This window comes from Streptomyces sp. NPDC093261, from assembly GCF_044753645.1.
GTDB lineage: Bacteria > Actinomycetota > Actinomycetes > Streptomycetales > Streptomycetaceae > Streptomyces.
Map to the genome: position 1 here is coordinate 824,164 of NZ_JBIVNO010000001.1, position 19,142 is coordinate 843,305.

Below are 19,142 nucleotides of genomic sequence, written 5' to 3' on the forward strand. Positions count from 1 at the left end.
GCCCGGCCGGGCGTCTGCGGATAGCGTCACCCCCATGACGGTGTGGTGGGAAGAGTCCGGGTGGGAGGCGCTCAGCGCCCGGGCGGGGCGCACGCGGCTTCCGGGCTGGGACTGCACGGCGGGCCTGGTGGTCGGCGAGCGAGGGGCGCTCATGATCGACGCCGGATCGAGTCTCGCCGAGGGCGCGCGGCTGCGCACCGAGACGCGGCGGCTGCTCGCGCCGCTCGGCGGGGACCGGCGTGTGACACATCTCGCGCTGACGCACCCCCACTTCGACCATGTCCTCGGGGCGGCGGCGTTCGCGGGCGCGGAGGTGTTCGGGGCGGTGGGCATCGACGCGGTGTTCGTCCACGAGCGTGACGCGCTGGTCGCGGACGCGGTGCGGCACGGCCTGGACGCGGCCGTGGCGGCCGAGGCCGGGGATGTGCTGGTCCGCCCGCGCCACCAGGTCTCGGGCGAATGGACGCTGGACCTGGGCGGGGTGCAGGTGCTGCTGGCGAACGTGGGGCCGGCCCACACGGCGCACGACCTGGTGGTCCTCGTCCCCGGCGAGCGGGAGGTGGTGTTCTGCGGGGACCTGGTGGAGGAGTCCGGCGAGCCGCAGGCGGGACCGGACGCGGTCCCCTCGCACTGGCCGGCGGCCCTGGACCGGCTGCTCGAACTCGGCGGCGGGGACGCGGTGTACGTGCCGGGGCACGGTGCCGTGGTGGACGCGGCGTTCGTCCGGGCGCAGCGCGACGCACTGGCGGCCCGTTTCGGCGTGTCGTGACGCCTTCCGCGTCCGCCGCGGCCGGGCTTCTCCTATCGTCATCCGAATGCGCCAGTACTCGCCGGACCTGACCCCGCCGTGGAAGAAGCCCCAGCCCGTGCCGGAGGTCCCGGCGGACCCCGGTCTCGTGGTCGAGGAGCCGCGCACCGGTTTCTGCGGCGCGGTGATCCGCTGCGAGGCGGGCACGGTGACCCTGGAGGACCGCTTCGGCAAGCACCGGGTGTTCCCGCTGGAGCCGCGGGGGTTCCTGCTGGAGGGGCGGGTGGTGACGCTGGTGCGCCCCTCGAGGGCGCCGGTGCGTCCCACGCGTACGGCGTCGGGATCGGTGGCCGTCCCGGGGGCGCGTGCCAGGGTGGCCCGCGCCGGCCGTATCTATGTGGAGGGCCGCCACGACGCGGAGCTGGTCGAGAAGGTGTGGGGCGACGATCTGCGCATCGAGGGCGTGGTCGTGGAGTACCTGGAGGGCGTGGACGATCTGCCGTCGATCGTGTCGTCCTTCGCGCCGGGTCCGGACGCGCGGCTGGGCGTGCTCGTGGACCACTTGGTGCCGGGTACGAAGGAGTGGCGTATCGCCGAGTCGGTGACCAGCGAACACGCGCTGGTCGTCGGCCACCCCTACATCGACATCTGGGAGGCGGTGAAGCCGGCGGCCCTGGGGATTGCCGGCTGGCCCCGGGTGCCACGCGGGCAGGACTGGAAGACCGGGGTGTGCCGGGCGCTGGGGTGGCCGGCGAACACGGGGGCGGCTTGGCAGCGGATCCTGTCGCGGGTGCGGTCCTACAAGGACCTGGAGCCGGAGTTGCTGGGGCGGGTGGAGGAACTGATCGACTTCGTCACCGGTAGCGGTGGGGCTTGACTCCGGGAAACGTCCCGTATTCGCCGGTGTCCAGCTCGATTCCCAGGATCGCCAGCGGCAGGCCGGCGCCGGACTTCGTCACGTGCCGCGTTTGTCCGCGTCCTGTCGGCGGCAGACGAATCAGGTGGGGGACCGAAGCGGCGTTCCGCACCGATTCACCCGCCGGAGTGATCAGTCCACGAGGTCCCGCACCACCGCGTCCGCCAGCAGCCGTCCCCTCAGGGTGAGGACCGCCCGGCCCTCGTCGTACGGTTCCTTCTCCAGGAGTCCGTCCGTCAGGGCCCGGCGTGCGGCCGCGAGCCCCTCCTGCCGGAGCAGCGACAGCGGGACGCCCTCCCTCAGGCGCAGTTCCAGCAGGATGCGCTCCACCCGGCGGTCCTCCTCCGACAGGACCTCCCGTCCGGCCCCCGGGGAGCGGCCCGAAGTGAGCGCCGCCGCGTACGCCCCCGGGTGCTTCACGTTCCACCAGCGCACCCCGCCCACATGGCTGTGCGCGCCGGGGCCCGCGCCCCACCAGTCGGCGCCGCGCCAGTACAGCTCGTTGTGCAGACAGCGGCCGGACTCCGACGTGGCCCAGTTGGAGACCTCGTACCAGTCGTAGCCCGCCGAGCCGAGCACCTCGTCCGCGATCAGATAGCGGTCCGCGTGGACGTCGTCGTCCGTCATCGGTATCTCGCCCCGGCGGATGCGGCGGGCGAGCTGGGTGCCCTCCTCGACGATCAGCGCGTATGCCGAGATGTGGTCGGGGCCCGCGCCCAGCGCCGCGTCCAGCGAGGCCCGCCAGTCGTCGTCCGACTCGCCCGGCGTGCCGTAGATCAGGTCCAGGTTCACATGCGCGAAGCCCGCCGCCCGTGCCTCGGCCACACAGGCCTCGGGACGGCCCGGGGTGTGGGTGCGGTCCAGGATCCTCAGTACGTGCGGGCGGGCGCTCTGCATGCCGAAGGAGATGCGGTTGAAGCCGCCCTCGCGGAGGGTCCCCAGATACGCCGGGTCGACCGACTCCGGGTTCGCCTCCGTCGTCACCTCGGCGTCGTCCGCCAGCCCGAACTCCTCGCGGATCGCCCCCAGCATCCGTACGAGGTCCTCGGCGGCCAGCAGAGTCGGTGTGCCGCCTCCGACGAAGACCGTGCGGACCTCGCGCGGATCGTCGCCCAGCACCTTGCGGGACAGCCGGATCTCCTCGATCAGCGTCTGCGCGTAGTTGTCGCGTGACGCCAGCACCCCGCCCGTGCCGCGCAGCTCCGTCGCCGTGTAGGTGTTGAAGTCGCAGTAGCCGCAGCGCGTCGCGCAGTACGGCACATGGAGATAGAACCCGAGGGGGCGCTCGGCGGCCCCGGCGAGCGCGTGCGCGGGCAGTGTGCCGTCGTCGGGGACGGGCTCGCCGTCGGGGAGTGCGGAAGGCATGTCCTCCATTGTCCAGCACCGGGGACCTGACCGTTTCGGTGCGGCACGTCACTCCGCCCGCAGCACCAGCAGCGCCAGATCGTCCTCCGGCGGCTTCGCGCCGAACTCGTGCACCAGGGTCCGGATCCGCTCCGCGATCAGCTGGGCGCTCAGCCCGGCGCAGCCGGCGAGCGCCGCCGCCAGCCCGTCCCCGTCGTCGAACTGGCGGGACCCGCTGCGCCGCTCGGTCACCCCGTCCGTGACGCACAGCAGGGTGTCGCCGGAGCGCAGCTCGAAGGTCTCGCATCCGTAGGTGACGTCCTCGACGACCCCGAGGAGGGTCTGCGGCTGGGCCACGACCCGTACGTCGCCGTCCGGGCCCAGCAGCAGCGGCAGCGGATGCCCCGCGGAGGCGAGCGTGCAGCGCACCCCGCCTTCGAAGGGGATCAGCTCGCCGTAGAGCAGGGAGAGGAAACGCGCGTGGGGGCCGCCGTCGGCGACCGGCACGGGGGCGCCCGCCGCCACCAGCGCCCGCGCCGCCGCGTCCGCCGCCTCCGTGGCGTCGTCGAGGAGGAGCTGGTTGAGGCGGTCCAGGACGTCGGGTACCGCATATCCCTCGCGGGCCAGCAGCCGCAGCCAGGGGCGGGCCAGCCCGATCACGACCGCCGCCTCCGGGCCCTTGCCCTGGACGTCGCCGAGCGCGAAGCACCACCGTCCGTGACCCGCCGGGAAGAGGTCGTAGAAGTCGCCGCTGGGGCCGCCCTTGTCGCATGGTTCGTACACGAGCGCGCTGCTCACCCCGGGGATCTCGGCGACGGCTCCCGGCAGCAGTCCCCGCTGGAGCACCCTGCTGATGGTGGCCTGGCGCGCGTACTGCCGGGCCGCCCCGATGGCGAGAGCCACCCGGCGGCTGAGATCCTCCACGAGCCCGGTGACCTCGTCGGGGAAGCGCAGCAGCCCCGCCCGCCCGATGACCAGCGTGCCGAGCGGCCTGCCGCCGGCGATCAGCCGGTAGGCCAGCGCGGCCCCGGTCGCGCCTCGCGGGCCGAGCGCCTCCCCGGGCCAGGGCACGGGCACCGCCCGGGAACGCACCGACTCCGGCAGGCGCGGCGGATCCTTCTCCAGCACCCGGCGCAGCTCCTCGATGCGGTTCTCGCTGCCATGCCAGACGCGGGCCAGACGCGGCCCGGTGGCGACCGCCGTCTCGGGACCGTGCCAGCCGGTCGCCTCGTCCTCGAGCCACACCGCGCACCAGTCGGCGAGCCGCGGCACGAGGAGCTGCCCGGTGAGCGCGGCGACCAGGTCCTCGTCGAGCTGTCCGGCGAGCAGGTCGGACGCCTCGGCGAGGAAGGAGAGCGCGCCCCTGCCCCGCCAGTCCCGGTCGGGCACCCCCCGTCCGGGCTCGGTGTAGGGGGTGGAGTCGGGCCCGAGGATCTCGGCCGGGCTCGGACCGCACTCCAGGGTGCCCTCAGCGGCGCAGGCCTCGATGCCGTCCTCGGCGGCCGGCGCGCCGTCGAGGGGCAGCTGCGCCCAGACGGTCTTGGTCGCGGTGCGGTAGGTGATCCCCCAGGCCCTGGAGAGCGCGCCGACGAGGCGCAGACCGCGGCCGTACTCGGGTATGCCGTAGGTGCGCTCGGTCGCGTCCTCCCGCACCGGGCGCGAGGGGTGGTGGTCGGAGACCTCGACGAGGAAGCCGGGCGGTTCGTCCTCTCCCTCGTGGAGGCGGCAGACGATGTCGACGTCGGTGCCCGCGTGCACGACCGCGTTGGTGACCAGTTCGCTGACCACGACCAGGACGTCGTCGGCCAGCCGCTCGGTGAAGGTGTCGGGTTCGGCCGCCTCGGCCCACGCGGAGAGGGCGGCGCGCACGAAACGGCGGGCGGCGCCCGGCGCGAGCGGGCCGCCGGGCAGCGTCGTACGCACCACCGTGTGCAGCGCCGCGCCCCCGTGCGCGGGCGTGTCAGGGGCACGGAAGACGGTCTCCCGTTGCGTGGGAATGGCCCCCATGGACGGCTCCCCGAGCAGTTCCGACGAACTCCGACGAATACGCCTCCGGCGATGCGGACAGAGTGACAGACCGGACCCGTCCATAAACACCGAGTTACCGAAGTGGGCCGTCGAGGGTGAGAACAGTGCTACGGATGTGCGCGAAGACGGTCGGATTCGAGCAACGGATCTACGTCCTCTGCTCGCCGGGGATCATGGCGGCTCCGGCCGGCTTGCACCGACTCTCGCGGGTCGTGGCGACTCATGGCCGACTCCGGCCGGTACGGCTTGACTCCGGCCGGCCCGCGGCGGCTCACGCGGGCTCGTGGCGACTCATGGTGGTTCGCGGTCGCACACGCCGGCCGGTGGCGGCTCGTGACGGCCCACGCTCGTCCGCGACGGCTCACGCGGGCTCCTGGTGGTGGCCTCGGCCGGATACGCCCCTTGAGGCACCGAAGCCGGAACTATGCGGGCGGGTGCGGGAGTTGGCGCAGGTCGCGGCCCGGAGGCCGCGCCCCCGGGCCGCGAGCGGGCCTACGCCTCGCGCGTCCCCGCGTACATCCCGTCGATGAGATCCTTGTACTCCCGCTCCACCACCGGCCGCTTCAGCTTCAGGCTCGGTGTGATCTCACCGTGCTCCACATCGAGGTCCCGCGGCAGCAGCCGGAACTTCTTGATGGTCTGCCAGCGCTGGAGCCCGGCGTTGAGTTCCCGGACATAGCCGTCGACCATCCCGACCGTGGCGGGAGCGGCGACGACCTCGGCGTACGACCTGCCCTCGAGGCCGTTCTCCTTCGCCCACTCGAGGATCGCGGCCTCGTCCAGGGCGATGAGCGCGGTGCAGAAGTTACGGTCGGCGCCGTGCACCAGGATGTTGGAGACATACGGGCACACCGCCTTGAACTGTCCCTCGACCTCGGCGGGCGCGATGTACTTGCCGCCGGAGGTCTTGATGAGGTCCTTCTTGCGGTCGGTGATGCGCAGATAGCCGTCCGGGGACAGCTCGCCGATGTCTCCGGTGTGGAACCAGCCGTCCGCCTCCAGCACCTCGGCGGTCTTCTCCGGCAGCCCGTGGTAGCCCTCCATGATGCCGGGGCCGCGCAGCAGGATCTCGCCGTCGTCCGCGATGCGCACCTCGGTGCCGGGCAGCGGCTTGCCGACCGTGCCCGTGCGGTAGGCCTCCCCCGGGTTCACGAACGAGGCCGCGGAGGACTCGGTGAGGCCGTAACCCTCCAGGATGTGGATGCCGGCACCGGCGAAGAAGTAGCCGATCTCGGGCGCGAGGGCCGCGGAGCCGGAGACACAGGCCCGCAGCCGGCCGCCGAACGCCTCGCGGATCTTGGCGTAGACGAGTGTGTCGGCGACCTTGTGCTTGGCCGCGAGGGCGAAGGGCGCGGACTGGGTGCCGGTGCGCCGGAAGGTGTCCTGGGTGACCTTGGCGTACTCGCGGGCGACCTCGGCGGCCCACTGGAAGATCCTGTACTTGGCGGCCCCGCCCGCGCGGGCCTTGGCGGCCACGCCGTTGTAGACCTTCTCGAAGATGCGCGGCACGGCCGCCATGTACGTCGGCTGCACCACCGGAAGGTTCTCGATGATCTTGTCGACCCGGCCGTCGACCGCGGTGACGTGCCCGATCTCGATCTGCCCGGAGGTGAGCACCTTGCCGAAGACATGGGCGAGCGGCAGCCACAGGTACTGCACGTCGTCGGCGCCTAGCAGTCCGGTCGCGGCGATGGCCTTGGCCATGTACGACCAGTTGTCGTGCGGCAGGCGCACGCCCTTGGGGCGGCCGGTGGTGCCGGAGGTGTAGATGAGGGTGGCGAGCTGGTCCTTGGTGATCGCGCCGACCCGCTCCTTGATCAGCCCGGGGTGCTTCGCCAGATAGGCCGTGCCACGGGCCTCCAGCTCGGCGAGGGTGAGGATCCAGTCCCCGGACTCGACGCCCGCCGGGTCGATGACGACGACATGGTGGAGGCCGGGCAGTTCGGAGCGCTTCTCGAGCACCTTGGCGAGCTGGCCGGCGTTCTCCGCGACCAGGACCTTGCTCTCGGAGTCGGAGAGGATGAAGGCCGACTCGTCGGCGTTGGTCTGCGGATAGACGGTGGTCGTGGCCGCGCCGGCGCACATGATGCCGAGGTCGGCGAGGATCCATTCGAGACGGGTGGAGGAGGCGAGCGCGACGCGTTCCTCGGGGCGTACGCCCAGCTCGATCAGTCCGGCGGCGATCGCGTGGACCCGCTCGGCGGCCTGCCCCCAGCTCAGCGACCTCCACTCGTCGGGGCCTTCACCGGTGGACGACGGTACGGGGTAGCGGTAGGCCTCGGCGTCGGGCGTGGCCGCCACACGCTCCAGGAAGAGGGCCGCGACAGACGGCGGACGGTTCTCGATCAAAGTCTGTGTGTGGCTCACGACATCCTCCGGGCCCGCGACGGTGCGGCTGGCTCATTTCTGCTGTTTCCACTCGCGGGCGTTGTTTAACTCGCGAGTAACCCATCGGGCAGCCATCAGGGTAGAGCCCGACCAGCCGGTTTGTAAGAGGCGGACGTCACTCGCTTCCTCCGCCGAGCCATCGCGCACAGACACGGGGGCCCGCCGCGCCTCACGCGACGGGCCCCTTTCCCCCGATTTGCCCTACAGCGGTGGCTACTTTTTGCTCTTGGCCGAGCTCGCGCCGTCATCGCTGGAGAGCACCGCGATGAAGGCCTCCTGCGGAACTTCCACTGAACCCACCATCTTCATCCGCTTCTTGCCCTCCTTCTGCTTCTCCAGCAGCTTCCGCTTACGGGAGATGTCACCGCCGTAACACTTGGCGAGTACGTCCTTGCGGATGGCGCGGATGGTCTCGCGGGCGATCACCCGGGAGCCGATGGCGGCCTGCACCGGCACCTCGAAGTTCTGCCGCGGGATCAGTTCCTTCAGCTTGGCGACGAGCCGGACGCCGTACGCGTACGCCTGGTCCTTGTGGGTGATCGCCGAGAAGGCGTCCACCTTGTCGCCGTGCAGCAGGATGTCCACCTTGACCAGGGAGCTGCTCTGCTCGCCGGTGGGCTCGTAGTCCAGCGACGCATAGCCGCGGGTCTTGGACTTCAGCTGGTCGAAGAAGTCGAAGACGATCTCCGCGAGCGGGAGGGTGTAGCGGATCTCGACGCGGTCCTCGGACAGGTAGTCCATGCCGAGCAGCGTGCCGCGGCGGGTCTGGCACAGCTCCATGATCGCGCCGATGAACTCGGTGGGCGCGAGGATCGTCGCCCGTACGACCGGCTCGTAGACCTCGGCGAGCTTGCCCTCGGGGAACTCGCTCGGGTTGGTGACGACATGCTCGGTGCCGTCCTCCATGATCGCGCGGTACACCACGTTGGGCGCGGTGGCGATCAGGTCGAGCCCGAACTCGCGCTCCAGACGCTCACGGATCACGTCGAGGTGGAGCAGGCCGAGGAAGCCGACGCGGAAACCGAAGCCGAGGGCGGCGGAGGTCTCCGGCTCGTAGACGAGCGCGGCGTCGTTGAGCTGGAGCTTGTCGAGGGCCTCGCGCAGGTCCGGGTAGTCGGAGCCGTCGAGCGGATACAGACCCGAGAAGACCATCGGCTTGGGGTCCTTGTAACCGCCGAGGGGCTTCTCGGCCCCCTTGGCCTGGCTGGTGATGGTGTCACCGACCTTGGACTGGCGGACGTCCTTCACACCGGTGATCAGATAGCCGACCTCGCCGACCCCGAGCCCGTCGGCCGGGAGCATCTCGGGCGAGTTGACGCCGATCTCCAGCAGCTCGTGGGTGGCGCCGGTCGACATCATCCTGATGCGCTCACGCTTGTTGAGCTGTCCGTCGACAACACGGACATACGTCACCACGCCGCGGTAGGAGTCGTACACCGAGTCGAAGATCATCGCACGGGCCGGCGCGTCCGCGACACCGACCGGCGCCGGGATCTGCTCGACGACCTTGTCGAGCAGGGCCTCGACGCCGAGGCCGGTCTTGGCGGAGACCTTGAGCACGTCGGCCGGCTCGCACCCGATGAGGTTCGCGAGCTCCTCGGCGAACTTCTCGGGCTGCGCGGCCGGCAGGTCGATCTTGTTCAGCACGGGGATGATCGTGAGGTCGTTCTCCATCGCCAGGTAGAGGTTGGCGAGGGTCTGGGCCTCGATGCCCTGGGCGGCGTCGACGAGGAGGATGGTCCCCTCGCACGCGGCGAGCGACCGCGAGACCTCGTAGGTGAAGTCGACGTGACCCGGGGTGTCGATCATGTTCAGGATGTGCGTGTTGCCCGGATCGTGGGTCGGGGCCCACGGCAGACGCACCGCCTGGGACTTGATCGTGATGCCGCGCTCGCGCTCGATGTCCATGCGGTCGAGGTACTGGGCGCGCATCTGCCGCTGCTCGACGACGCCGGTCAGCTGGAGCATCCGGTCGGCGAGCGTGGACTTGCCGTGGTCGATGTGCGCGATGATGCAGAAATTGCGGATCAGAGCCGGGGCGGTACGGCTCGGCTCGGGCACATGGGTAGGGGTCGCGGGCACGCAGGGTCCTGATTCTTGAGGCGTCCGCAGCGTCTGCGGTCTCGGGTCGGATCGATACGTAGCCTCCATCGTCCCACGCGCGGGAGGTTGTGACCGGTGTGGGCTGTGCCGAGACCGGTCGCGGCGGCGTGCGCGGGGGCGGGCGCGAGGGGTGTTTCAGGCGGTTTGCCACCGTTTCGGGGCGCGCCGAAGCCCGGGCGGAGCGGCGCATACGCGGGGGCCGGGCGGGTGTCCGAGGGCTCGGACGGGGCCCGGCGAGACCGGTTTGGGCGGGTCGGAAGGCGGCTGGTAGTCTGGGTGGCTGTGTTTCCTGCCCTCTCAGCGCGAGACACGTCTTCAAGAAATCACCGGCGCGTGGGACAGCCCGTCTCGCGTGCCTGAACCTGTAAAGGCTCATTCGTGGCGAACATCAAGTCCCAGATCAAGCGGAACAAGACGAACGAGAAGGCGCGCCTGCGCAACAAGGCCGTCAAGTCCTCGCTTCGCACCGCGATCCGCAAGGCCCGTGAGGCCGCCGCCGCGGGTGACGTCGAGAAGGCCACCGAGCTCCAGCGCGCTGCCGCGCGTCAGCTCGACAAGGCTGTCTCGAAGGGCGTCATCCACAAGAACGCGGCTGCCAACAAGAAGTCGGCACTGGCTTCCAAGGTCGGTGCCCTCAAGGGCTGACACTTGATTTGACGCCGGAGGGAACCGAGCGGGCCCTCTCTCATCCGCTCCCACCCGGCACCCGGGTCCGTACGCGGCCTGCGTTCGCCACGCGGGTACGGACCCAAGAGCTTGACCGAAGGCCCCGCCTCCCGACCTTCCCCAGGACGGGCGGCGGGGCCTTCGGTGTGTTCCGGCGACTCGGCGCGCTCACCGGCCTGTCACCGCGCACAACCCGGTGAAGCCTCGGCCGGTCACTGCGTCGCGCGGCCCACCAGGTCCACCACCTCCGCGAGGAACCCCTCGTCGAGCATGGTCGACACCGCCGTGTCCCCCTCGTCGCCGTATCCCGCGTCGTGGCAGGCCACGCCCGCCAGATAGCCGCCGGGCAGTTCGAAGGTGCCGAAGGTCCACTCGCCGTGCGAGGCGGGAGCGCCCTGCGGGGTGAGGAGGGTGGTGTGCCCCGCGTCGAAGCCGAACTGGGTGAAGCCCATCCGCATGCCCTGTCCGAGCGCCTTGGTGTAGGCCTCCTTCAGCGTCCAGGTGCGCAGCAGGGCCTCGCGCTGCTCCTCGGGCGGCAGCCCGGCGAGCGTGCGGCGTTCGGCGGGGGTGCACAGGTGCCGCTCCACCGCCGAGTACTGGATGCGGCGCCCGGCCGGCTCGGTGTCGACACCGATCCGGCCGCGCCGGTTGAGCCCCACCACCAGCAGATCCCCGGTGTGGCTCAGGCTCACCTCGATCTGGTCGCAGCCGCGCAGATACGGGCGCCCGCCCGCCTTGGAGGCGAGTTCCACGGCGTCGGGCGTGGTCTGCAGGGCGGCTCCCGCGGCGTGCTTCAGCAGCAGCCGGGAGGCCGCGAAGCGGTCCCGTGCCTGCGGCTGGGCCAGGGCGTGCAGTCGCTGCCAGTCCCGGGCGCCGAGCAGCAGGCGAAGCTGCGGATCGGCGAGGGTGGCCGGCAGCCAGTCGTGCCAGTCGGCGTACACCACCACGTGTCCGTGCCAGGCCATGGACTGTCTGACCCGGCTCCAGGGGGCGTCGGGTCCCGGCATTGCGAGGGGTTCGGCTACGGCGGTCCTTTTCACGGGGTACCTGCTTCCGCCAGGGGTGCGTCGTGGAGATCGAACCCGCGGCCGGCGGCGAAGCGCGCCAGCAGCTCCTCGGCCACACGGTCGACGCAGTCCGCGGGGAGGGACGGCAGAGTGAGGCCGAGGCGGCGGCCCAGCCGGTGCAGGGCGAGCACAGGCCAGGCCGGGTCGGCCGGAAAGCCCTCGGTGTGGTGCTCCCAGGTGCCGAGGACGGCGCCCGCGGCACACAACACCGCGTGCCGGTCCGCGAGCGCGGGCAGGGCGGAGCCGGAGAGCGCCGCCCGGTCGCCGGGCTCCACGGCCAGGCAGCTCTCCCTCAGGTCGAGCAGGGCGCCGCGGAAGGCCCCGGCCATGGTGCGCAGAACATCGCCGTACGGGTCGCCCGGCGCGCCCGGTCCGGTGAGGCGGGCGATGCCCGCGTCGAGCGCCGCCACGAGGAAGTCGCCGCCGCCCGCCACCTGGAGGGCGGAGATGTCGAGGGCGGGGACCGTGGCACCGGGGAGGAACAGCGCGGGCGGGGGCGCCGATTCACGGCCCCACGAGCCGCGCGCCAGCAGGGGGAGCTGCGGGACGAGGACGGCCTGGCAGGAGGCGGTGCCGGCGTGGCCGAGGCCGGCGGCCGGCAGATCGCGCAGCAGCTTGGAGAGCATGCCCTGGTCCGTGTCCCGGCTGTAGCCGCCGGCCCCGAGCACGGTGGCCAGCTCCTCCAGGTCGTCCCGGAGCAGGTCCGGAACCAGGTACTTGAGCCCGGCGGCGGCCAGATGCGCGCTGGTGGGCAGCAGGGACAGGCCGCGCAGCACGGCGGTGGCGAACCCGTCGGCCGCCAGGAGATCGGCGAACACTCCGGCGAGGACGGAGCGCTGGCGCCGTCCTGGGGTGCCCGCGGCGCGCACGGCCGCCCGCAGCACCGTGTCCACGGAGGCGATCACCGCTCCGGTGATCAGCGTGCGGTTGAGCTGGAAGGTGCGCAGCGCGAGCCGGACGCCGGTGCCCTCGTCGCCGACCAGTGCGGTGCCCGGTATCCGGCAGTCGTCGAACTCGTATCCGGCGAAGCGGCAGCCGCGCAGGCCGGTGGCGGGACGCCGGGGCAGCAGCCGTAGCCCTTCACGGCGCAGCGGGTCGGGGTCGAGCAGGAACACCGAATGAGCGGCGGGGCCGGGGGCCGGGTCGGTGCGGACGTAGGCGACGACCGCACCCGCCCGTTCCGCGTTGATCACCACGTCCTTCCGGCCGCGCAGCACATAGCCGTCGACGCCGTACGGCATGGCCTCGACCTCGCCGCGGAGCATCGCGGTGCCGTGCGCGAGGGAGCGGTGCACGATGGCGGCCCGGCCGCCGGAGGCCAGCAGGCGGGCGGTGTGGGCGCGCTGGTCCTCGGAACCCGCGGCGAAGACGGGGGCGGCGGCGAACAGCGAGGTGATGCCGTACCCGAAGCCGAGGGCGACATCACGGCGGAAGACCGGGCGGAGCATCCGGGCGAGGCCCTCCGCGTCGTGCAGCCGCCCGCCGAGGGCCTCAGGCACCAGTTCGGCCCCGAAGCCCTCGTCGTCCAGCACGTCCTCGGCGGCGGGCAGCAGTTCGCGCTCCTCGTCGGCGGTCAGCAGAGCACGGAACCCCAGCGGGTTGGCGCGGTCGCCCGGGTCGCCGAAGCGCTGCTCCAGGCGGGCCGCGCGCCGCTCTACGCAGTCCGGAGCCCGGGCTTCACCGTGCGGTACGGGTGCCGGGGACGCCCCTGTCCGTGTCGGCGCGTGGGTGGTCATGTGCTGAGCTCCTCTTCCGCGGCCGGGGTGCCCGGCCGGTCGTACAGGGGGCGGAGTTCACCGCGCAGATACAGGTCGCGCATGAGGGAGCGGCGGACCTTGCCGCTGGTGGTGCGGCGTACGGTGCCGGGGCGCACCAGCACGACCCGGCCGGGCTCGGCGCCGAACTCGCCGTGCAGACAGTCACGGACGCGGTCGGCGAGACCGGCGAGCTGGCTCGGGCTCCAGAGGGCGCCGTGCACCTCCTGGATGGCGACAATCTCCTCGTGGCCGCCGGGCTCGGCCAGCACCACCGCCGAGCCGAACGGAGTGCCGCGGCGGGACAGTTGACGCTCCGCCTCCTGTGGATGCAGAGTGCGGCCGTCGACCAGCAGGGCGTCCTTGATACGGCCCGTCACATACAGCTCCCCGTCGTACAGGGCACCCAGGTCGCCGGTGCGCAGGTAGCCGCTCTCGCCGCACGCGGTGACGGCGCCGAAGGAGGCGGCGGTCTCCAGCGGCCTGTGCCAGTAGCCCGTGGTGACGGCCTCGCCGCGGACCCAGATCTCCCCCACCGTGCCCCCCGGCAGTATCTCGGCGGAGGCCGGGTCGACGATGCGGACGGTGACGGAAGCCGGGCGTCCGGAGCTGACGAGCGTGCGCACCGGGCGGCCCGGCTCCGGTGGAGAGAGCCGGCCGCGCTCCAGTTCGCCGGCGCCGACGGTGATCGTCGCGGCGGGACCGGAGCCGCCGACGGTGACGAGCAGGGTCGCCTCTGCCAGACCGTAGCCGGTGACGAGGGCCCCCGGGGTGAGACCGGCGGCGGCGAAGCGCCGGGCGAAGGCGGTCTGGGTGACGGCGGAGACGGGTTCGGCGGCGTTGACGGCGGTGACCAGCCGGCCGAGGTCCAGCTCGGCGAGGTCGGCGTCGGTGACGGCGGCCAGGCAACGGTCGTAGGCGGAGTCGGGCGCGGCGGTGACGGTGACGCCGTGCCGGGCGACCTCACGCAGCCAGCGCAGCGGCTGGGCGGCGAACAGCCGTCCGGGCATGAGCACGGCGGTCGCTCCCAGCCACAGCGGGTGCAGCAACTGGCCCACCAGACCGAGGTCGTGATGGAGCGGCAACCAGCCGCCGATGCGCGCGCCGGCGTCGGTGCGCAGAGCCCGACGGAGGTCCTCCATGGTGGCGAGCAGGTTGGCATGGGTGACCTGGACGCCGCGCGGGGCGGCGGTGGTGCCGGAGGTGTACTGGATGAGGGCGGTGTCGCTGCCTGCCACGGACGGGAGCGGCACGTCGGCGTCGCCGTCGTCCACAAGCCCGTCGACGGCCAGGCACATCACCGCCGGACGGCCCGCGTCGGCGAGCCTCCGCGAGAACTCGGGGGCGTACGTGGAGTGGGTGAGCAGCAGCGGGGCGCCGGTCTCGGCGGCGATGAGGGCGGTGCGTTCGGCGGCGGCGCGCGAGCCGTCCGGCGGGGGCACCGGGACGGCGACGGCGCCCGCGTAGAGGCAGCCGAGCAGCGCCGCCACCGTGTGCACGCCGCCCTCGGTGGCGACCAGCACCGGTGCGCCGGTGAGGCGGTGGCGGTGCAGCGCGGCGGCCACCGTACGGGCGCGGGCGTCGAGTTCCCGGTAGGGGTGGGCGACGGCGCCGCCCGGCTCGTCCGTCTCCGCCAGGCAGAGCAGGGCGGTGTGACCTGCGCGCTCGGCGAATCGCTCGACCAGGGCGTGTGTGAAGCTCCTCGCTGCTGTCATCTCTCGTACTCCCCCGCTCGGCACGGACGTCGTCGGCACGGACGTCGGTCCATCCCACTGTGCGGGTCCGCCCTACACGGACACTCGAAGACCGACTGTGTCTGCGGGCACCCCGCTCACCTGGGAAATCCCGGTACGCCGTCCAGCAGGTCCCGCAGCAGCGCCAACTCCAGTGCGGTGAGCGGGACATCGGGGCGCAGCCGCTCCGGATGGCCCGGCGGCGGGCCGTCCGCGTCGGTGGCGAGCATGAGCCGGAAGCCGTTGTCGAGGCCATGCAGCCGGGCACGGGGGCCGCCCGCCGCCTTGAGGTACAGGTCGACACCGCCGTGGATCATGAGCGCCTCACCGACCGGGCGCAGACAGCGTCCCAGCAGACGGCGCCAGCGGCCGGGACGCTTGGGCCTCGCCATGTCAGAGCACATCTTTCAAGCCGCGGGGTGAGTTCATCTCCGGTCCTGTCTCCCTTCGCCCCGATGCCGTCCGGCAGTGGGGCGAAGGGAGGATGGAAAGGTGTACTGGAGGAATTCTGGAGTTTCGGTGGAGTGCCCGGGGGCGGGCCCGCGCGGGTCGGATCGACTTCACGCCACCGGCTCTGGCCACTGCCCTCCTGCATAATGGCCGAGACCGCTTTGTGACGTGGGCTCGACGGGGGAGAATGTGGTACGGGTTCTGATAGCCGAGGACATGCACATGCTGCGCAAGGCGCTGGTGCAGCTGATCCAGCTGGAGCCGGGCCTGGAGATCGTGGCGGAGCTGTCCTCGGGTGCCGACATCGTGCCCACCGCGGTGGCCTTGCGTCCTGATGTCGCCATTCTGGACATCGACCTGCCCGGCACGGACGGCATCACCGCGGCGGCCGACCTGCACACCAGCCTTCCGGAATGCCGGACGCTGATCCTGACCAGCCTCGGCAGACCCGGCAACCTGAGACGGGCACTGGCCGCGCACGTCTCGGGTTTCCTGCCGAAGGACTCCGACCCGGACGCGCTGTGCGACGCGATCCGCAAGGTCGCCTCGGGTCAGCGGGTCATCGACCCCCAACTGGCCCTCGCCACCCTCGACTCCGGACCCTCACCGCTCACCGAGCGTGAGCAGGAGGTGCTGCATCTGGCCGCCGAGGGCCACGAACCGACGCACATCGCCGCCCGGCTCCACCTGTCCTCGGGCACCGTGCGCAACTATCTGACGTCCGCCGTCACCAAGCTCAACGCCCGCAACCGCGTGGACGCGATCCGCATCGCCCGGGAGGCGGGCTGGCTGTAGACGCCGTGAAGGCGCTGGTGGGTCCGGCGCCCTTCCGCGTCGCTATCCCGCCGGCTCCAGCGCCACTTCTGCCGCCAGTTCGAACCAGCCGTCCGTGCGTGCTCCCGCCGTAAGACGGCCGCCGACCGCCGTCACACGCGTCGACGGGTTGCGGATGCCGCTGCCGCCGTCACACGCGTCGACAGGTTGCGGATGCCGCTGCCGCCGTCACCGGAGTCGAGGATGGTCGTGTCGGTGCCGTCCACACCGTCGTTGACCAGTTGCAGACGCACCGCGTCGCCCGCCCGCTCGGCGGTGATCGTGCACTGTTTCGCCTTGCTGTGCCGCAGCACGTTGGTCCGCCCCTCGCGCAGCAGGGTCGCGAGGACGGAGTCGACGTCACGGGGCAGTTCCCCGCAGTCGAGCCGGACCTGGGCCCGGATGCCCACACCGGCGAGCATGGCGGTCGCGCTCTCCGCCTCCGCGCTCAGGCTCATCCGGTGCGTGCCGCCCGCCACCCTCCGTACGTCGGCCAGCGCCTGCCGCGTGATCCGGAGCACCTCGGTCAGCTCCTCCTGCGCCTGCACCGGCTTGTCCTCGGCCGGCCTGCGCACCAGCTCGCACGCCTTACGCGGCAGCAGTTCCCGACTGCCGACCGACGCGGACTCCGCGTCCGCGCGGTCGGCCGCGAGTGTGCTCACCATTCCCCCGTCACGGCGCGTGCCCTAGGCCGCCGCCGGCTCCAGTCCGACCTCGGCGGACAGCTCGAACCAGCCGTCGGCACACGCGCCGGCAGTGAGGTGGCCGCCGACGGCCGCGACGCGGGTGTGCAGATTCCCGATGCCGCTGCCGCCGCCGCTGGAGTCGAGTACGGAGGTGTCGGTGCCGTCAACGCCGTCGTTGACCAGTTGCAGACGCACCGCGTCGCCCGCCCGCTCGGCGGTGATCGTGCACTGTTTCGCCTTGCTGTGCCGCAGCACGTTGGTCAACCCCTCGCGCAGCAGCGTGGCCAGCACGGTGTCGACGTCTGCGGGCAGTTCCCCACACTCCAGCCGCACGCTCGCCGCTATCCCCACACCGGCGAGCATGGCGGTCGCGCTCTCCGCCTCCGCGCTCAGGCTCATCCGATGCGTGCCGCCCGCCACGCTCCGTACGTCGGCCAGCGCCTGCCGCGTGATCCGGAGCACCTCGGTCAGCTCCTCCTGCGCCTGCACCGGCTTGTCCTCGGCCAGCCTGCGCACCAGCTCGCACTTGAGGGTGATCGCGGAAAGACTGAAGCCCAGCAGATCGTGCAGATCACGCGCGAAACGGAGCCTCTCGGTGATCACAGCGAGCCGGGCGATCTCGGCGCGCGACCAGTGCAGTTCGTTGGCGAGCTGAGCCATGCGGGTCAGACCGAAGACGACCAGGGCACAGATCACGTCATACGCGGAGTCGTAGATGATCTCCTGCGTGACGGTGCCCACCGCATACAGCGCGACCGTGTCGCTCGCAATCACGGCGGCGAACACCGGCCAGGCGGCGGCAGCGGGCAGCACGAGAAGAGCGGAGCCCGCCACGAAGCCGGACAGCCCCAGCCAGTCTTTTCCGAACAGCAGGAACGGAACGAACTGCAACACCACCTGCAGTCCTAGCGCGACGCACCCTGGCGTCCCTGCCCACCACGCCGACCAGGGCAGACGCCAGTGGAACGACTGAGCCAGCTGAAGCCCGAGAGCGCCCAGGAACCAGACTTCCACCGCCGCGAACCGCGCGGGCCCGGGCTCGTAGGGGAGGGCTTTGACGGACATGGCCACGAAGTAACCGACGAGCACCGCGAAGGCGATTGCCGCGGCGGCCCTCGGCACCATGTCCGCCTGCCGGGACTCACAGACCTGCCCGGCCGCGGCATCGCCGTCGGGCGCGACGCGTCTGGCTGATCGGGAAGCGGACGCGGCCCGGGCCGGCTCGCTCAGCGGGACCACGGCCTCGACGCGGAACCAGGCGTCGGCATCCGGCAGGTGGCGAAGAGTGCCGCCGAACGCGCCGATCTGTCGCTGTAGCACGGCGAGTCCCCCGTCGGCGACCGAGCGGGCGGTCCGGGATGTGCGCCCGACACCGTCATTGGCGAGGCTGAGGCGTACGGTGGCGTCCTGGACTTCGGCCCTGATCACACAGTGCTCGGCCTTGCTGTGCCGCAGCATGTTCGTCAGTCCCTCGCGCAACACCGCCGCGAGGGCGGTGTCCACCGGACCCGGCAACTGCCCGCAGTCGTAGCGCACATCGGCCCTGATTCCTGCCGCGGCCAGCATCGACACGGCCGCGTCCGCCTCACCGGAGAGCGACATCTCCCGGTACCCCCTGCTGACCGACCGCACATCAGCCAGAGCCTTCCGGGAGGTGCCGAGCACCTCGACCAGCTCCTCCCGCGCCTTGGACGGGGCATCCGTCAGCAAGCGGTAGGCCAGTTCACACTTGAGGGAAACGGCCGAGAGGCTGTAACCGAGCACATCGTGCAGATCCCGCGCAAAACGCAGTCGCTCACCGTCGACGGCCAAGTGGGCCAGTTCGGCACGAGAGCGGTGCAACTGCACGATCATGCTCGACATCCGCGACAGACCGATCACGACGAGCGGGATCAGCACCGCCTCCACCACGCCGTAAACGGTGTCGAACCAGTTGAGCCCGAAGTGCTTGAAGAGCACGAAGTCCCCGGCCACGCACAGGCCGAACAGCAGCCAGCCGACCGCGGCCGGGAACACCAGCACCGCCGAGGCCGTGAGAAACACCGTCATGCCACACCAGGCCACGCCGAACTGCATCATCGGCAGATAAGCAAGCAGGCCCTGCAGGAGCCAGGTCGCGTACCGATAACGAGTCAGATGGGGAAACAGCCTCGCGAAGGAGTGCCCGAGCTGGAGAACAAGGATCAAGACGAAGCCCAGAAGGGCGGCGGCCAGCTGCCACGTGGGTGGGTCCTCCGCCCAGACGTACGAGCCGTCGATGACGAAGAACCCGACGAGAACCACCGCCGTGATGGCTATCGCCTTACGCGGCGGCAGTTCCTGACTGCCGACCGGGACGGGTTCCCCGTCCGCGTAGCCGTCTCTGAACATGCTCAAAATCCCCCCATGGTCCACAGCGCTTGGTCACAGCACAGTCCCAGCCCGAAATCATAAGGAATCTTCGTCT

General features: G+C 71.6%; 14 protein-coding genes. 4 read left to right on the plus strand and 10 right to left on the minus strand.

Going from position 1 to position 19,142, the window contains the following annotated elements; genetic code table 11:
- Positions 1-34 precede the first annotated feature (34 nt).
- Together ACIP94_RS03795 and ACIP94_RS03800 are read left to right on the plus strand one after the other, a co-directional pair.
- Positions 35-769: an MBL fold metallo-hydrolase gene (locus ACIP94_RS03795; RefSeq protein WP_402419019.1), complete on the plus strand. Its 735-nt coding sequence runs from the start codon at positions 35-37 to the stop codon at positions 767-769.
- A 46-nt stretch (positions 770-815) separates the two neighbouring features.
- Positions 816-1,625 carry a DUF3097 domain-containing protein gene (locus tag ACIP94_RS03800; RefSeq protein ID WP_402419022.1) on the plus strand — a complete coding sequence of 270 codons (810 nt, stop codon included), beginning with the start codon at positions 816-818 and terminating at the stop codon, positions 1,623-1,625.
- Between the two features lie 171 nt (positions 1,626-1,796).
- Here ACIP94_RS03800 and hemW read toward each other — a convergent pair whose 3' ends face one another.
- From hemW to lepA, 4 genes are all read right to left on the minus strand, one after another.
- A complete protein-coding gene (hemW, locus tag ACIP94_RS03805) occupies positions 1,797-3,029 on the minus strand; it encodes a radical SAM family heme chaperone HemW (RefSeq protein ID WP_402419025.1) in 1,233 nt (410 codons plus the stop codon).
- A 48-nt stretch (positions 3,030-3,077) separates the two neighbouring features.
- On the minus strand, positions 3,078-5,015 hold the full coding sequence (locus tag ACIP94_RS03810; protein WP_402419028.1) for a SpoIIE family protein phosphatase: 1,938 nt from the start codon (positions 5,013-5,015) through the stop codon (positions 3,078-3,080).
- 513 nt (positions 5,016-5,528) lie between these two features.
- A complete protein-coding gene (locus ACIP94_RS03815) occupies positions 5,529-7,403 on the minus strand; it encodes an AMP-dependent synthetase/ligase (RefSeq protein WP_402419031.1) in 1,875 nt (624 codons plus the stop codon).
- A gap of 234 nt (positions 7,404-7,637) precedes the next feature.
- A complete protein-coding gene (gene lepA, locus ACIP94_RS03820) occupies positions 7,638-9,506 on the minus strand; it encodes a translation elongation factor 4 (RefSeq protein ID WP_402419034.1) in 1,869 nt (622 codons plus the stop codon).
- Positions 9,507-9,905: 399 nt separating this feature from the next.
- On the opposite strand from lepA, the gene rpsT reads away from it, so the two are divergent.
- Positions 9,906-10,172, plus strand: coding sequence for a 30S ribosomal protein S20 (gene rpsT, locus ACIP94_RS03825; protein WP_234512684.1), 267 nt, complete (start codon positions 9,906-9,908; stop codon positions 10,170-10,172).
- Between the two features lie 233 nt (positions 10,173-10,405).
- On the opposite strand, the gene ACIP94_RS03830 is transcribed toward rpsT, so the two are convergent.
- The 4 genes from ACIP94_RS03830 to ACIP94_RS03845 form a co-directional block, all read right to left on the minus strand.
- Positions 10,406-11,158, minus strand: a complete 753-nt coding sequence (locus ACIP94_RS03830; RefSeq protein WP_402419037.1) for a 4'-phosphopantetheinyl transferase family protein — start codon at positions 11,156-11,158, stop codon at positions 10,406-10,408.
- A 71-nt stretch (positions 11,159-11,229) separates the two neighbouring features.
- On the minus strand, positions 11,230-12,996 hold the full coding sequence (locus tag ACIP94_RS03835; protein WP_402419040.1) for an acyl-CoA dehydrogenase: 1,767 nt from the start codon (positions 12,994-12,996) through the stop codon (positions 11,230-11,232).
- Positions 12,993-14,729, minus strand: a complete 1,737-nt coding sequence (locus tag ACIP94_RS03840; protein WP_402419043.1) for a fatty acyl-AMP ligase — start codon at positions 14,727-14,729, stop codon at positions 12,993-12,995. The genes ACIP94_RS03835 and ACIP94_RS03840 overlap by 4 nt, the downstream gene beginning before the upstream one ends.
- 116 nt (positions 14,730-14,845) lie before the next feature.
- The gene (locus ACIP94_RS03845; protein ID WP_402419046.1) at positions 14,846-15,139 is read right to left on the minus strand and encodes a DUF6059 family protein; all 294 of its coding nucleotides are present in this window, start codon (positions 15,137-15,139) and stop codon (positions 14,846-14,848) included.
- 247 nt (positions 15,140-15,386) lie between these two features.
- On the opposite strand from ACIP94_RS03845, the gene ACIP94_RS03850 reads away from it, so the two are divergent.
- The gene (locus tag ACIP94_RS03850; protein WP_402420372.1) at positions 15,387-15,992 is read left to right on the plus strand and encodes a DNA-binding response regulator; all 606 of its coding nucleotides are present in this window, start codon (positions 15,387-15,389) and stop codon (positions 15,990-15,992) included.
- A 131-nt stretch (positions 15,993-16,123) separates the two neighbouring features.
- Here ACIP94_RS03850 and ACIP94_RS03855 read toward each other — a convergent pair whose 3' ends face one another.
- Together ACIP94_RS03855 and ACIP94_RS03860 are read right to left on the minus strand one after the other, a co-directional pair.
- Complete coding sequence (locus ACIP94_RS03855) at positions 16,124-16,675, minus strand: hypothetical protein (RefSeq protein WP_402419049.1); 552 nt, start codon at positions 16,673-16,675, stop codon at positions 16,124-16,126.
- A gap of 21 nt (positions 16,676-16,696) precedes the next feature.
- Entirely contained in the window at positions 16,697-19,066 is a 2,370-nt protein-coding gene (locus tag ACIP94_RS03860) for a sensor histidine kinase (RefSeq protein WP_402420374.1), read from the minus strand.
- Positions 19,067-19,142: the final 76 nt, after the last annotated feature.

Bases quoted from the DNA above. Each gene is read 5' to 3' on its own strand.
- ACIP94_RS03795 (WP_402419019.1), top strand. From the start codon at position 35: ATGACGGTGTGGTGGGAAGAGTCCGGGTGGGAGGCGCTCAGCGCCCGG.
- ACIP94_RS03800 (WP_402419022.1), top strand. From the start codon at position 816: ATGCGCCAGTACTCGCCGGACCTGACCCCGCCGTGGAAGAAGCCCCAG.
- hemW (WP_402419025.1), bottom strand. From the start codon at position 3,029: ATGCCTTCCGCACTCCCCGACGGCGAGCCCGTCCCCGACGACGGCACA.
- ACIP94_RS03810 (WP_402419028.1), bottom strand. From the start codon at position 5,015: ATGGGGGCCATTCCCACGCAACGGGAGACCGTCTTCCGTGCCCCTGAC.
- ACIP94_RS03830 (WP_402419037.1), bottom strand. From the start codon at position 11,158: ATGGCCTGGCACGGACACGTGGTGGTGTACGCCGACTGGCACGACTGG.
- ACIP94_RS03835 (WP_402419040.1), bottom strand. From the start codon at position 12,996: ATGACCACCCACGCGCCGACACGGACAGGGGCGTCCCCGGCACCCGTA.
- ACIP94_RS03840 (WP_402419043.1), bottom strand. From the start codon at position 14,729: ATGACAGCAGCGAGGAGCTTCACACACGCCCTGGTCGAGCGATTCGCC.
- ACIP94_RS03845 (WP_402419046.1), bottom strand. From the start codon at position 15,139: ATGGCGAGGCCCAAGCGTCCCGGCCGCTGGCGCCGTCTGCTGGGACGC.
- ACIP94_RS03855 (WP_402419049.1), bottom strand. From the start codon at position 16,675: ATGGTGAGCACACTCGCGGCCGACCGCGCGGACGCGGAGTCCGCGTCG.
- ACIP94_RS03860 (WP_402420374.1), bottom strand. From the start codon at position 19,066: ATGTTCAGAGACGGCTACGCGGACGGGGAACCCGTCCCGGTCGGCAGT.